Below are 13,558 nucleotides of genomic sequence, written 5' to 3'. Positions count from 1 at the left end.
GCGTATCGGCGGGCCTACCGGTCGGCGAGCAGGGTGTCGAGCCGGGTGAGCGACTCCTGCACGTTGGGCTCCGTGGTCGCCGCGCGCGCGTCGGGCAGGCTCAGCCAGCGCAGCGGCGCGTTCGGCTTCTCCGGGCGTACGTCGTCGGGCCGGTCGGTGGCGAACACGTAGCGCACGTCCGCGTGCTCGTGCGCGGGCTCGTCGCCCCTCGCCACGACGGGGACGACGGTGATGTGCAGCACCTGTGGCTGCGGCCACGGGACGAGGTCGGTCAGCCCGGCCTCCTCATGGCCCTCCCTGAGCGCGATCTCGAGCGGGTCGGTCTCGCCCGGGTCACCGTGCCCGCCGACCTGCAGCCAGGCCTGCTGCCGTTCGTGCCAGCGCAGCAGCACCCGCCGCGTCGGCGGGTGCACGATCAGCGCGGACGCGGTGACGTGCAACGGTGTGGTGGTGTCCCACGGGTCTGCGGTGGACCGGACGAGCTCGCGCAGCCGCGCGACGTCCGCGAGTTCGGTGTCGCCGTGCGGCCGGTAGTCGGCGAGCGTATCGGCGAGCGGACTGGTGGCAGTGACCATGCCGCCAGGCTAACTGGTGGTCGGTGCCGGCCACCGCACACCAGGAACCAGAATGAACCTCGCGGCGGTCGCAGCGCGGACATCGAAGATAGGAGGCCCAGGGCGATGAGTTCGCCGGACGACACGGAAGGCCACCCGGGTGATGTGACCGTGCTCCAGGCCAAGCCGGTTTTGATGTCGCGTACCAGGTTGGTCCTGGTGGTGTGCGGGTTCCTGGCACTGGACGTACTGCTCGGGTTCGTCATCAAGTGGTGGGTCGGGGTCATCTTGGTGATCGCCACGGTGGTGCAGGTGCCGTTGCTGCGCAAGCGCGCAAAGCGGCACGCGGACGACCTGCCGAGCAGGCTAGAGGTGGGTGCCGACCGGATCACGTCGGTCGTGGTTCCGCGCGGTGACGCCTACGAGATCCGCCGCGTCGACGGTGACCTGCTCGAGGTGCGCGATCTGAACGGCGAGCCGCACCTGCACGTCGTGGGGCCGGCGGGGGACAACGGCTCCATCGCGCTCGGCCGGTTCGACGTCGAAGCGGCGGGCCGCGCGGCGATCGCGCATGGCTGGCCATGGCAGCCACGTGCCAGCAACGGGGTCATCCAGCCGTCGGCTCCCGCCGCCGCGTCCGCACAGTCGCAGCCGGGCTGCGAGATCGCGTTGCGCGGTGGCCGTACTCGGTCGGTTCCCTCCAACGGTGCGCTCAAGGCCCTTGCGGTGCCGGTCTTCGCGCTCATGTTCGGCCTCGTCCCCGTCAGTGTCGTCGGCAAGCAGTACTGGGGATGGCCGGGGTGGCTCAGCGGGACGCTCATCGCCGCCGCCGTGCTGGTGCCGGTGGCTGCACTTGTCGGGTCCGGGTTCCTGCTGGTCCGGTTGTCCACAGCCACCGTCGCCGTCGACAGCGAACTGGTGTCGGTGAAGTACGGGTCGCTGTCGGCCAACGCGGTGGATCGGTCGTCCATCGCGGCCGGCGAGGTCGGCAAGCGATGGGTACGGTTGCGCAACCATCAGGGCCGACGGCTGATCTGGGTGCCGTTGCGGCCGAAGCGCGCCGAGGTGCTCGGCGCCCTGCGTAGCTACGGTTGGCCGATCTCCGGCGACTGATGCAGAGGGCTGGCAGTGACCATGCCGCCAGGTTGGCGGTCGCCGATACGGTGACCGGCATGCGCAAACTCGTGTACCTGGTGGCGTCGACGCTGGACGGGTTCATCGCCGGTCCCGACGGTGCGGTGCCGACCCGAGTGGCACGGTCTTCGACATCGAGGGCGACCACATGCAGCCGCTGATCGAGGAGTACCCGGAGATGCTGCCCGTGGGGTCCGAACGGCGCTCGGTCTCGCCGACGCGCCCAACGAGCACTTCGACACGGTGGTCGAGGGCCGGGTCTCGTACCAGCTCGGGCTGGCGGCCGGTGTGCCGAACGCGTACCCACACCTGCGCCACTACGTCTTCTCCACGACGCTGCGGGAGGCGCCCGACCCGGACGTCGTGCTCGTGCCCAGCGACCCGGTGGCCACCGTGCGGGAGCTGAAGCAGGAGACTGGCAAGGACATCTGGCTGGGTCGGCGGCGGCGCGCTCGCGGCTGCTCTGCGCGACGAGATCGACGAGATCCACCTCAAGCTCAACCCGGTGGTGACCGGCACCGGCGTGCCGCTGCTCGCCGGTGGCTTCGCCGTCGACAGGTACGACCTGGTGGACAGCAGGGTCTTCGGCAGCGGGGTGGCGCTGCTCAGGTACGCCCGCCGTCACTGAGCCCGGGCCGGGTCAGCGGTCGGGGCTGGACGCCTGCGCCCAGAACCGCTTCGGGATCCGGCCGGCCTGACCGGCCAGCCGCCCCGCCGTCACCGCGGCGCGCATCGCGGTGGCCATCTTCTCCGGGTCCTCCGCCCTGGTGACCGCGGTCGCGAGGAGCACGGCGGCACAGCCGAGCTCCATGGCGAGCGCCGCGTCCGACGCCGTGCCGATGCCCGCGTCCAGCACCACGGGCACCGAGGCGCGGGCGACGATCATCTCGATGTTGTGCGGGTTCCTGATCCCCAGGCCGGTGCCGATCGGCGAGCCGAGCGGCATCACTGCGGCGCAGCCGGTGTCCTCCAGCCGGCTGGCGAGCACCGGGTCGTCGTTGGTGTACGCGAAGACCGTGAAGCCGTCCGCCACCAGCTGTTCCGCCGCGTCGAGCAGCTCCACCGGGTCGGGCAGCAGCGTCCGCTCGTCGGCGATCACCTCCAGCTTCACCAGGTCCGTCTGCAACGCCTCCCTGGCCAGCCGCGCAGTGAGTACGGCCTCGGCCGCCGTGTAGCACCCGGCCGTGTTCGGCAGCGGCTCGATGCCGAGCTTCCGCAGCAGCTCAAGCAGTCCGGTGCCGCCGGTGGCGTCGACGCGGCGCATGGCGACGGTCGTGAGCTCGGTGCCGGACGCGAGCAGGGCGCGTTCGAGCACGGACAGGTTGCCTGCGCCGCCGGTGCCCATGATCAACCGCGAGTTCCACTCGCGGCCGCCGATCTTCAACGGGTCGTCCATCGGTCAACCTCCCTGTACGGCCGTGACCACGTCGATCGCCGCGCCCACCGGTACCGGGGTGGTGGCCCACGAGCCGCGCGACAGCACCTCGCCGTCGACGGCCACGGCGATGCCGGCCTCGGGTGCGCCGTACGCCGCCAGCGCGTCCGCGACGGTCGCCCCGTCGGCGACCTCGACGCCCTGGCCGTTGACCTGGATCTTCATCGGGAGCCTCCTCGTCGGGCGGGTGTGGCCAGCCGGGCCGGGTCGGCGGCCCGTACGGGATCTGGCGGCTGCTCGCCGCGTGCGAGCGCGAGCACGGCAGCGCCGGTGAGCGGCGCGGTGAGCAGTCCGTTGCGGTGGTGGCCGGCGGCGACGAGCACGCCGGTGTCGAGCCAGCCGATCAGCGGCAGGTTGTCCGGGCTGCCGGCGCGGAAGCCGGCGACGCACTCCACGACGGCGAACTCCGCGATGCCCGGCAGCACCTCTTCGGCGTCGCGGAGCAGGTCGTGCACGCCGCCTGCCGTGACGTCCTGGTCGAAGCCCGCCTCGTACTGGGTGGCGCCGAGCACCAGCTCGCCGGAGGCGCGCGGCACCAGGTACACCGGCCGGCCCTCGACGAGCGCGCGGACGGTGCGGGTCGGCGGCGGCAGCGAGCTGTGCCTGGCGCGCAGCCGCAGCAGCTCGCCCTTCACCGGCCGGATCGCACCCTTCAGGGCCGGGTGCAGGTCACCGCTGTGCGCGCCGGCGGCGAGCACAGTCAGCTCGCTGGGCACGGTGGACCCGTCGGCGAGCACCACCTCGCCGCTGCGCACCTCCTGTGCGCGCCGGCGGTCGAACCGTACGCCGCTGCGCTCGCACGCCTGCAGCAGCGCGGTGAGCAGGGCGCGGTTGTCCACCGCGACATCGCCTGGCAGGTGCAGGCCGCGCCGTACGTTCGGCCCGAGCATCGGCTCGAGCCGGCGCAGCGCGGTGCGTGCGCACGTCTCCACCTGGTGGCCCTGCTCGGCGAGGTAGCCGGCGAGCGTGTCGAGCACCCCGGCGTCCGCGGTGTCCACGCCGACGAGCACCGTGCCCGCCCGGGAGAGTTGCGGGTCGACGCCCGTCACGCGGTGCAGCTCGGCGGCGAACGCCGGCCAGTCCGGCAGCGCGGCCAGGCCGAGCGCGAGCACCGGCTCGTCGCCCGGCCACGCCTCCGCGAGCGGCGCGAGCATGCCGGCGGCGACCCAGGACGCCCCGCGCGCCGGCTGCGGGTCGACGACGGTGACGGCGAACCCCGTGCGCGCCGCCTGCCACGCGGTGCTGAGACCGATGGCGCCGCCGCCGACCACCACGAGCTGGCCGGCTGTGCTGCGGGTTTCCTGCATCTCACGCTCCCTGCGCCGGCATGATCCGGATCAGGTTCGACGGTCGGAGCTTGCGCTCCCTCTCAGCCCGTCCGGTCGGGCTCCCGTGCGACCACCTGCGGTCCACCCTACCTACCCGCGGCCATGGAAGCCGCCGCCTAGACTCGGCAGCATGCCAGGACTGACCGGTGACCAGGTACGTAACCGCCTCGCGGACGCCCGTCTCTACGTCTGCACCGACGCCAGGCGCGACCGCGGCGACCTGGCCGACTTCGCCGACGCCGCCCTGGCCGGCGGTGTGGACATCCTGCAGCTGCGCGACAAGGGCCACCCGGACGGCCCGCTGGAGGCGAAGCAGGAGATCGCCGCGCTCGAGGTGCTCGCCGCGGCCTGCGCCGAGCACGGGGCGCTGCTCGCGGTGAACGACCGGGCGGACGTGGCGCTCGCCGTCGGCGCGGACGTGCTGCACCTCGGCCAGGACGACCTGCCGGTCGACGTGGCCAGGCGGGTCGTCGGCGACGAGGTGGTGATCGGCCGGTCGACACACGACGACGCGCAGTCGGACGCAGCCGCGGCCGAGCCCGGCGTCGACTACTTCTGCACCGGCCCGTGCTGGCCGACCCCGACCAAGCCGGGCCGGCCGGCACCGGGCCTCGACCTGGTGCGGCACACCGCGCAGCGCGGCCGTACACGGCCCTGGTTCGCCATCGGCGGCATCGACCAGGCGCGGCTGCCCGAGGTCCTGGCCGCAGGCGCCAGCCGGGTGGTGGTCGTACGCGCCATCACCGCGGCCGACGACCCGCAGGCGGCGGCCGCCGCGTTCGCCGCTGCGTTGCGGCAGCCGGCTCAGTCGAACGCGGTGCCGTAGTCGCTGTCGTAGGGGTTGACCACGAGCGCGTCGGGTGCCGGGACGAAGTTGAAGGCGCACGCCGTCTCCTCGCGCAGGTCGCCGCGGGGGCGGAAGGTGCGTACGGGGCGGCCGTCGCGGGCGAGTACCTCGAACGCGCAGTTGCGGCCGCGCGTCCCCGCTGACCGGTAGGCGAACACCACGCGGTCGTCGGCGAGGACGGTGAACGTCGGCGGCGACAGCCGGCGTGCCGGGCCGGTGGCGAGCACGTGGTCGCGGGTGGACGTGTGCCGCCACCGCACCTTCCCGGTGCTCGTCGAGCGGGCGGTGAACTCCGTCGCCGCGGGTTCACCCCACCCGTGGCTCTTCGTACGTACGCCGGTCACCGTGAGCCCGCCGCCCACCGCCACGCTCACCGGCTGCCGCGCCGACCAGCGCCACGCCTGCCGGCCGTCGGTGACCCGCAGCGCGCGGACCCGTCGCGTGGGCTCGTCGTGGTACTCCTCGTGCACCACGAGGTACGGCCCGCGCTGGTCCGCGAGCGGCGCCGCCACCGTGCGGTAGTCGTCGTGCGGCTGGTAGCGCCAGCGCACCTTGCCGGTGCGGACGTCGTAGCCGGTGAGCCCGTCGTGCGAACCGCACTGCAGCGCGACGGTGGTCTGCCACCGTGCGAGCAGCGTCGCGTCCGGCGTGCAGTGGGCCGCCAGGTTGCGCTGCCACACCAGATCGCCGTCGAGGGTGAACGTCGCGATCGCGGCGGAGTCGCTCTCCCGCGTCATCAGCACGCGGTCCTCGGTGGCGGTGACGATGCGGTCGTAGTCCGTACGCCAGGCCCGGGTGCGCTCACCGGTCACCGCATCGAAGACCTGCACCTGCGCGTCGGCGTCGTCGCGGCTGCTGACCACGGCGAGCACCCGCCGGTCCGGCGTGGTGGCCGCGACACCCGCGGCCGTGACGCCCGCGTACGTGCGGTCCCAGCGCTGGTAGCTCCACCGCAACGCGCCGGTGCGTCGGTCGACCACGCCGATACCGTGCTCGGTGGCCAGCACCGGGCCCGCCACGCCGCTCGCGACGTAGCGTCCCTGCCAACCGACGTGGCCGGTCAGCTCGGGTGGCCGCGTCCGCGGCGGCACGGCCGCCTCCGCCGTCGTCGCCGTGGTGTTGTGTGCCGCGGCCTGCCAGGGCACGGCCACGACGGTGAGCGCGACGGCCAGCGCGACACCGACGACGGCTCCGGCGGCGCTGACCAGCCGCGGCCTGGACGCCGGGGCGCCGGCGCGCACCCGCGACGCGGCGCCGGCGACGATCGCGGCGATGCCGGCTGCGGCGAGACCCAGCGACCACGGCACGATCTCGGACTGCACCGTCGCAGGCGCACCGGCTCCTGCCGGCCCGGTGAGCCACACGGCGACGCCGCCGAACCCCAGGCAGCCGAGTGCGGACGTCGCCGCCACGGCGACGCCCTGCCGCCCCGGCAGCCAGGCGTGCACGGCCATCAGCACGACGACCACCCCGACCGCCGCCGCCGCGGCGGGCAGCTGGGCCTCGGCGACCTCCCCGGAGACGCCGAGCATCGCGGCGGCGGCCGCGGTCACGCCGCTGCCGAACGCGGACAGCGCCGACGACAGCCGTGATCGGTGTGGGTGCGGGCTCACATCACTCCCCGGCTGCCGGTAGATCCCTGACGCGTCGAGCGGCGGCAGGATATCCACCCCTGGCCGGAGAGGTCAGAGCCACCCGCGGCGTTTGAAGACCAGGTAGAGCGCGATCGAGATGGTCGCCATCAGCAGCAGCGCGAGCGGATAGCCGACGGTCCAGTGCGTCTCCGGCATGTGGTCGAAGTTCATCCCGTAGACGGTGCCCACCAGCGTGGGTGCGAACAGGATCGCCGCCCAACCGGAGATCTTCTTGACCTCCTCGCCCTGCGCGTTGCTCGTCTCGGTGAGGCGCTTCATCTCCTCGTTCTGGGCCTGGCTCACCAGCGTCGCGTTGACGGTGAGCATGTCGCGCAGCATCTCGCGGAAGCCGTCCACCCGCTCCACCACGGTCGCCGTGTGGTCGGCCACGTCGCGCAGGTACGCGCGCAGCTCCGCGTCGGTGCCGTACTTGTCGAAGCCTCTGGTCAACCCGTCGAGCATCTTCACCAACGGCCTGGTGGCGCGCTGGAACTCGATCACCTCGCGCGACAGCTCGTAGATGCGCCGCGACACCGTGGGGTCGCCGTGGAAGACCTCGGTCTCGATCTCGTCGATGTCGTTCTGCAGACCGGCGACGACGGGTGCATAGCCGTCCACGACGGCGTCCAGGATGGCGTAGAGCACCGCTTCGGTGCCGCGCGCCAACAGTTCCGGGTCGGCCTCCAGCCGGCTGCGGACGCTGGCCAGGTTCGGCGCCTCGCCGTGCCGGACGCTCAGCACGAAGTCCGGCCCGACGAACAGGTGCAGCTCGCCGAAGTCCACCTCCTCGCTCGCGTCCAGGTAGCGCGCGGCGCGGAGCACCACGAAGAGCGTGCTGCCGTAGCGTTCGAGCTTCGGCCGCTGGTGCGCGACGATCGCGTCCTCGATGGCGAGCTCGTGCAGGTCGAACTCGATGGCCAGCGACTGCAGCTGCACCTCGGTCGGGCGGTAGAGCCCGATCCAGGCCATGCTGCCCTCGGTGTCGCGCAGGTACCTGTAGGTCTCGGCGAGGCTGACCGGCGACTCGGTGCGTGCGCCGTCGACGTACACGCCGGCGTCGATGACGTTGTGCTCCACCGGGGGTGGGACGTCGGCGGCCCGCGGATCCATCGAGCGCTCGGGCGGCTCATGGTGGTAGACGGAGTTCCGCGACCTGATACCCAGTCGACGGCCGCGCTTGAACGGCCGGAGCACACGCCAGTCCGACATGGCGACCTCCAACGAGAGAGCACAGCGCGGTAACCGCACGGGTACGCACCAGGGCGCACGGCAACGGCCGCGCCGGAGACGAAGAAAGAAAGGGGAAGTTACGACTTAGCTGCGTCTAGGAGGTTGGCTGCGACTATGACTTTCCATGCGAGCCTCACCTCCCTAGACAGTCTTCTCCCGTTGAGCACGCCGAGGCTACCACCTGCGTCGCAGCCGCGACGAATTCGCGCAGTGAACGGCGGATGACGAATTGCGGACGGAAAATGACCGTTGTGTTCGTAGCGTGGGCGTGAGCCACGACAAAGGGAGCGGACATGAACACAGTCACCGGCGAACGCGCGGACCTGCTCGGCATGCTCGACGGCCAGCGCGCCATGCTACGGCGGGCGCTGCGCGACCTCGACGACAGCCAGATCCGGCGCCGCACCACGGTCAGCGAGCTCACCCTTGGCTGGGTGCTGAAGCACGTGACGGAGGTCGAGCGGAACTGGACCGACTTCATCGTCGACAGGTACGACCGCGGCGACGAGCTGCCCGAGCCGGTCGACTGGACCGACGCGGCGCTCCCGCAGGGCAACCACGTGCGCGACGGCGAGACCCTGGCCGGCCTGCTCGCCGCGTACGACGAGACCGCGCGGCGTACGGACGAGACGATCGCTGCGCTGGCGGACCTGGACCGCCGGATGCTGCTGCCCGAGGCGCCGTGGAACGAGCCGGGCGCCAGCTGGTCGGCGCGCGAGGTGCTGTTGTGGATGGTCAGGGAGACCGCACACCATTCCGGCCACGCCGACATCATCAGGGAGTCCCTGGACGGCGCGAAGACGATGAGCTTCTAGAGGTGGGCGCCTGCAGCGGGAAGTGACAGGCGGCGGTGTGGCCGTCGGCGAGTACGTGCACCGGCGGGGCGTCGGTGGCGCAGACGTCCTGAGCGAGTGGGCAGCGGGTGCGGAACCGGCAGCCCGACGGCGGGTCGAGCGGGGAGGGCAGCTCGCCGCCGACGCGGGTGCGGTCGCGGTCGCGTTCGCGTTCCGGGTCGGGTAGTGGGACGGCGGCGAGCAGGCCGGCGGTGTACGGGTGTGCAGGCCGGCGGTACACGTCGTCGGCGGCGCCCAGTTCCACCAGCTTGCCGAGGTACATCACGCCGATCCGGTCGGCCAGCGAGCGCACCACCGACAGGTCGTGCGAGATGAACACGTACGTCAGGCCGTGATCCGCCTGCAGGCGTTTCATCAGGTTGAGGATCTGGGCCTGGATGGACACGTCGAGCGCGGAGACCGGCTCGTCCGCGACGATCAGCTCCGGCTGCAGCGCGAGCGCCCTGGCCAGGCCGATACGTTGCCGCTGCCCGCCGGAGAACTCGTGCGGGTACCGGTGTACGGCGTCCGCGGCGAGCCCGACCTCGTCGAGCAGCCGCGCGACGATCTCGTCCTGCTCGCGTCGCGAGCCGATGCCCTGGATCTGCAACGGCTCCCGCAAGTCGCGCCGACCCGGACGCGCGGGTCGAGCGAGGAGAACGGGTCCTGGAACACCAGCTGGGCGGCACGCCGCCGCTCCCGCAGCGTGCGGCCGCGCAGGCCGGTCAGGTCGACACCGTCGAGCAGCACGTTGCCTGCGGTCGGGCGTTCGAGCGCGACGATCATCCGACCGAGCGTCGTCTTGCCGCAGCCGGACTCGCCGACGACGCCGAGCGTCTCCCCGCGCGCGACGGTGAACGAGACGTCGGAGACGGCGTTGAGGGTGCCCACCTTCCGCTGCAGGATCGCGCCGGCCGTCACGGGGATGTCCTTGCTCACCCCCACGACCTCGAGCAGCGGTTGCTCCGTCTCGGCCGCAGGTACGGTGCGCGTGTCTGCGGCGGTCGGCCGGTGGTCGGTCGGCCGGCCGCCCACCGGGTGGAAGCAGGCGTACCGGTGCTCGGCGTCGTCGTCGGTAGTGGTGAGCAACGGGTCCTCGGACCTGCACCGGTCGGTGGCGCGCGAACAGCGCGCGGCGAACCGGCAGTGCGCCGGCGGCCTGGCGAGGTCGGGCGGTAGCCCGGGGATGTTGCGCAGCTGCTGCCCGGCGTCCGCGTCGAGCTGCGGTACGGCCTGCAGGAGCGCCTCGGTGTACGGGTGTCTGGTGTCGGCGAACAACGACGCCGCGCCGGCTTCCTCGACGATACGGCCCGCGTACATCACGAGCACGCGGTCGGCCTGCCCGGCGATCACGCCGAGATCGTGCGTGATGAGCAGCAGCGCCATGTCGAGACGTTCCTTGAGGCCCACGAGCAGCTCCAGGATCTGGGCCTGGATGGTGACGTCGAGCGCAGTGGTCGGCTCGTCGGCGATGAGCAACGACGGTTCACACGCCAACGCCATGGCGATGACGCACCGTTGTCGCAGGCCACCGGAGAGCTCGTGCGGGTACGCGTTCAACCGCTTGCGGGGGTGCGGCATCCCCACCAGATCCAGCACCTCGACGGCGCGGTCGAGTGCCTCCGCGGGTGACGAACCCCAGTGGATGCGGGCGACCTCGGCGATCTGCCGCCCGACGGTCAGCGTCGGGTTGAGTGCGGTGAGCGGCTCCTGGAAGACCATGGCGATGTCGCCGCCGCGCAACCGGCGCATCTCGTTGTCGCCGAGCGTGGTCAGCTCCCGCCCGTCGAACCTGACGGAGCCGCCGGTGATGCTGCCGCCCGGCGGCAGCAACCGCATCAGCGACCTGCCGGTCATCGTCTTGCCGCAGCCGGACTCGCCGACCAGCCCGAGCGTCTCGCCCGGCTGCAGGGTCAGTGACACACCGTCGACCGCGTGCACGACGTGGTCACGGCGCCGGATATCCGTGTGCAGGTCGGTCACCTCGAGCAGCGGACTCATCGCGGCACCCGGTGGCGTGAAGGGACGTGGCCTGGCAGAGTCGGCCACGTCCGTGGCGAGAACTCTGGCAGGAGGTCACGATGCTCGACCTGGTGATCCGCGGTGGAACCGTCTACGGCGCGGGGGACGCGCCGGTGCGTGCGGACGTCGCCGTCGCAGGCGACCGGGTCGTATCGGTCGGCGACCACAGCGAGGACTCCGCCGCGGTGGAGATCGACGCGACGGGCAAGGCCGTCGCGCCCGGTTTCATCAACGTGCTCAGCCATTCGTACTTCACCATCCTGCACGACCCGCGGTCGTTGTCCGAGCTCACGCAAGGCGTGACGACGCAGGTGTTCGGTGAGGGCAGCGCGATGGGGCCGCTGACGACGGAGATGGCCAGGGAGCTGGAGTACCGCAACGCGGACCTGTCGCTGGAGGTGACGTGGTCCCGGTTGTCGGAGTATCTCGCGCACGTCGAGCAGCAGGGGTGTTCGCAGAACGTCGCCTCCTTCATCGGGCACGGGACACTGCGGGCGTTCGGCGTCGGCTACGACGACCGGCCCGCGACTGCTGCCGAGCTCGACGTCATGCGCGGTGTCATCGACGAGGAGATGACCGAAGGCGCGCTCGGCATCGCGTCCGCGCTGATCTACCCGCCGGAGAGCTTCGCCTCGACCGAGGAGCTGATCGCGCTCTGCGAGGTGGCGTCCCGGTACGGCGGCGTGTACATCTCGCACATGCGTGACGAGGGCACCGGCCTGCTCGATGCCGTAAAGGAGCTGCTGCGCATCTCGCGGGAGACGAACGTGCCGGCGGAGATCTACCACCTGAAGGCGTCCGGCCGGGCGAGCTGGCCGTTGATGGACGAGGCGATCGAGCTGGTGAACGAAGCACGCGGGACGGGTCTGCCGGTCACGGCGGACATCTACCCGTACACGGCGAGCTCGACCGGCCTCACCAGCATGATCCCGCAGCGCTTCCACGAGGGCGGGCAGGACGCACTGTTCGACCGGCTCGCCCACCCGATGACCCGCGCCACCATCAGGCAGGCGCTGGTCGACGGCGGCGAGTGGCACGATGCCGACGACGCGGAGAGCATCCTCGTGCTCGGGGTGCGCCGGGAGGAGAACCGTAAGTACCAGGGCCGGACGCTCGCGGAGGTCGCGCAGATCCGCGGTGTCGAACCGGTGGACGCGGCGCTCGACCTGATCGCGCACGACAGGTCCAGGGTGACCGTGGCGTTCTTCAAGATGTCCGAGGACAACCTGCACAAGCAGCTGCGGCAGCCGTGGGTGGGCGTCGGTTCCGACGGTGCGTCGATGGCGCCTGAAGGTGCGTTCCTGCGCGCGCCCACGCACCCGCGCGCGTACGGCACGTTCGCCCGGGTGCTCGGCCGGTATGTGCGCGAGCAGGGGGTGCTCGACCTGGCCGACGCCGTGCACCGGATGACCAGGCTCCCGGCCGAGACGTTCGGGCTGACCGGTCGCGGATCGCTGGCCGAGGGCAGCTACGCCGACGTCGTCGTCTTCGACCCGGAGACCGTCGACGACGTCGCGACGTTCGAGGAACCGCACCAGCTCGCCGTGGGGGTCAGCGAGGTCGTGGTGAACGGCCAGGTGACCGTGCGCGAAGGGAAGTTCGCCGGCGCGTACGCCGGACGCGCGCTGCGGCGCGGGCAGTGACCCCGCGGATGTGACGCTGCCTGTCGCCATTGCCGTCACCGCCGCTGCAACCGGTGCTCGAACGCGTCGCCGATGAAGTTGAACGCCGTCACGGTGAGCACGATCGCCAGGCCAGGTGGGTAGATGAGCCACCAGTAGCCGGCGTAGATGTAGTTGATGCCGTCGGAGAGCATCCCGCCCCAGTCGGTCTGTGGTGCGGAGACGCCGAGCCCGAGGAAGCTCAACGCCGCGACGGCGAGGATGGCGTCGGCGATCTGGAACGTAGTGTTCACCATGATGGTGCCGATCGCGTTCGGGATGACGTGCCGGCCGACGATCCGCCTGCGGGTGCCGCCCATCATGCGCACGGCGTCCACGTACTCGAGCACCCGGAGCTTGAGCGCCTCGCCGCGGACCAGCCTGGCCGGCCCCAGCCAGGCGACGAACCCGATGACGAGGATCAGCATGGGAGTGCTCGGCTCGAAGACCGCGGACAGGTAGAGCAGCAGGAACAGGGTGGGGATCGCGATGATGGCGTCTACGAAGCGCATCATGATCCCGTCGAGCGCGCCGCCGGTGAAGCCGGCGATGGCGCCCCACAGCGTGCCGATGCCGGTTGCCACGAACGCGGCGGCGAAACCCACCATCAGCGACGCCTGGCCGCCGAGCATCAACCGGCCGAGCTGGTCGTAGCCGACCTCGTTGGTGCCGAGCGGGTGCGCCCCGCTCGGCGGCAGGTTGGCGTTGTCGAGGCTGGTGTGCACCTGGTCGGTCTGGTAGAAGAGCGGGCCGACGAACGAGAACAGCGCCATCAGCACTACGATCGCCACCCCGCCGATGGCGGCGTGGTTCTCCACGAACACGCCGAGAGCCAGCCGCCACAGGCTCCGCTCGACGGTGGCCTGCCCGCCCTCGGGGA

The 13,558-nt window shown here is 71.8% G+C and carries 10 protein-coding genes, 3 pseudogenes and 1 riboswitch; of the genes and pseudogenes, 5 read left to right on the top strand and 8 right to left on the bottom strand.

Going from position 1 to position 13,558, the window contains the following annotated elements:
* Positions 1-14 precede the first annotated feature (14 nt).
* Complete coding sequence (locus GEV07_07795) at positions 15-575, bottom strand: NUDIX domain-containing protein (protein ID MQA02613.1); 561 nt, start codon at positions 573-575, stop codon at positions 15-17.
* 105 nt (positions 576-680) lie between these two features.
* On the opposite strand from GEV07_07795, the gene GEV07_07790 reads away from it, so the two are divergent.
* Positions 681-1,667: a hypothetical protein gene (locus GEV07_07790; protein MQA02612.1), complete on the top strand. Its 987-nt coding sequence runs from the start codon at positions 681-683 to the stop codon at positions 1,665-1,667.
* A gap of 59 nt (positions 1,668-1,726) precedes the next feature.
* Positions 1,727-2,316: pseudogene (locus tag GEV07_07785) on the top strand (dihydrofolate reductase).
* A gap of 12 nt (positions 2,317-2,328) precedes the next feature.
* Here GEV07_07785 and thiG read toward each other — a convergent pair.
* The 3 genes from thiG to thiO form a co-directional block, all read right to left on the bottom strand.
* Positions 2,329-3,084: a thiazole synthase gene (thiG, locus tag GEV07_07780; protein MQA02611.1), complete on the bottom strand. Its 756-nt coding sequence runs from the start codon at positions 3,082-3,084 to the stop codon at positions 2,329-2,331.
* Between the two features lie 3 nt (positions 3,085-3,087).
* On the bottom strand, positions 3,088-3,288 hold the full coding sequence (gene thiS, locus GEV07_07775; GenBank protein ID MQA02610.1) for a sulfur carrier protein ThiS: 201 nt from the start codon (positions 3,286-3,288) through the stop codon (positions 3,088-3,090).
* Positions 3,285-4,430: a glycine oxidase ThiO gene (thiO, locus tag GEV07_07770; protein ID MQA02609.1), complete on the bottom strand. Its 1,146-nt coding sequence runs from the start codon at positions 4,428-4,430 to the stop codon at positions 3,285-3,287. The genes thiS and thiO overlap by 4 nt, the downstream gene beginning before the upstream one ends.
* Positions 4,421-4,527, bottom strand: a riboswitch (TPP riboswitch). It overlaps the preceding gene by 10 nt.
* A gap of 54 nt (positions 4,528-4,581) precedes the next feature.
* On the opposite strand from thiO, the gene GEV07_07765 reads away from it, so the two are divergent.
* Positions 4,582-5,277 (top strand): thiamine phosphate synthase, encoded by a 696-nt coding sequence (locus tag GEV07_07765; GenBank protein MQA02608.1) that lies wholly within the window; start codon positions 4,582-4,584, stop codon positions 5,275-5,277.
* On the opposite strand, the gene GEV07_07760 is transcribed toward GEV07_07765, so the two are convergent.
* A complete protein-coding gene (locus GEV07_07760; GenBank protein MQA02607.1) occupies positions 5,256-6,911 on the bottom strand; it encodes a hypothetical protein in 1,656 nt (551 codons plus the stop codon). The two genes, GEV07_07765 and GEV07_07760, sit on opposite strands and share 22 nt — an antisense overlap.
* Before the next feature lie 72 nt (positions 6,912-6,983).
* Entirely contained in the window at positions 6,984-8,141 is a 1,158-nt protein-coding gene (corA, locus tag GEV07_07755) for a magnesium/cobalt transporter CorA (protein MQA02606.1), read from the bottom strand.
* Between the two features lie 314 nt (positions 8,142-8,455).
* Here corA and GEV07_07750 point away from each other — a divergent pair, with 314 nt between their 5' ends.
* Positions 8,456-8,977 carry a DUF664 domain-containing protein gene (locus tag GEV07_07750; protein MQA02605.1) on the top strand — a complete coding sequence of 174 codons (522 nt, stop codon included), beginning with the start codon at positions 8,456-8,458 and terminating at the stop codon, positions 8,975-8,977.
* Here the strand turns inward: GEV07_07750 and GEV07_07745 are convergent.
* Positions 8,937-10,996: pseudogene (locus GEV07_07745) on the bottom strand (dipeptide ABC transporter ATP-binding protein). The gene GEV07_07750 and the pseudogene GEV07_07745 overlap by 41 nt on opposite strands.
* A gap of 80 nt (positions 10,997-11,076) precedes the next feature.
* Here GEV07_07745 and GEV07_07740 point away from each other — a divergent pair.
* Entirely contained in the window at positions 11,077-12,660 is a 1,584-nt protein-coding gene (locus tag GEV07_07740; GenBank protein MQA02604.1) for an amidohydrolase family protein, read from the top strand.
* A 35-nt stretch (positions 12,661-12,695) separates the two neighbouring features.
* On the opposite strand, the pseudogene GEV07_07735 reads toward GEV07_07740, so the two are convergent.
* Positions 12,696-13,529 (bottom strand): annotated as a pseudogene (locus GEV07_07735) (ABC transporter permease subunit).
* Positions 13,530-13,558: the final 29 nt, after the last annotated feature.

The sequence above is a fragment of the Streptosporangiales bacterium genome, from assembly GCA_009379825.1.
In the GTDB taxonomy this organism is placed as follows: domain Bacteria; phylum Actinomycetota; class Actinomycetes; order Streptosporangiales; family WHST01; genus WHST01.
The sequence above is the reverse complement of the archived record's forward strand: the minus strand, read 5'-3'. Positions and strand labels throughout refer to the sequence as shown.

Excerpts from the sequence above, each read along its gene's own strand:
- thiS (MQA02610.1), bottom strand. The coding sequence starts at position 3,288 with ATGAAGATCCAGGTCAACGGCCAGGGCGTCGAGGTCGCCGACGGGGCG.
- GEV07_07765 (MQA02608.1), top strand. The coding sequence starts at position 4,582 with ATGCCAGGACTGACCGGTGACCAGGTACGTAACCGCCTCGCGGACGCC.
- GEV07_07750 (MQA02605.1), top strand. The coding sequence starts at position 8,456 with ATGAACACAGTCACCGGCGAACGCGCGGACCTGCTCGGCATGCTCGAC.
- corA (MQA02606.1), bottom strand. The coding sequence starts at position 8,141 with ATGTCGGACTGGCGTGTGCTCCGGCCGTTCAAGCGCGGCCGTCGACTG.
- GEV07_07790 (MQA02612.1), top strand. The coding sequence starts at position 681 with ATGAGTTCGCCGGACGACACGGAAGGCCACCCGGGTGATGTGACCGTG.
- GEV07_07740 (MQA02604.1), top strand. The coding sequence starts at position 11,077 with ATGCTCGACCTGGTGATCCGCGGTGGAACCGTCTACGGCGCGGGGGAC.
- thiO (MQA02609.1), bottom strand. The coding sequence starts at position 4,430 with ATGCAGGAAACCCGCAGCACAGCCGGCCAGCTCGTGGTGGTCGGCGGC.
- thiG (MQA02611.1), bottom strand. The coding sequence starts at position 3,084 with ATGGACGACCCGTTGAAGATCGGCGGCCGCGAGTGGAACTCGCGGTTG.
- GEV07_07795 (MQA02613.1), bottom strand. The coding sequence starts at position 575 with ATGGTCACTGCCACCAGTCCGCTCGCCGATACGCTCGCCGACTACCGG.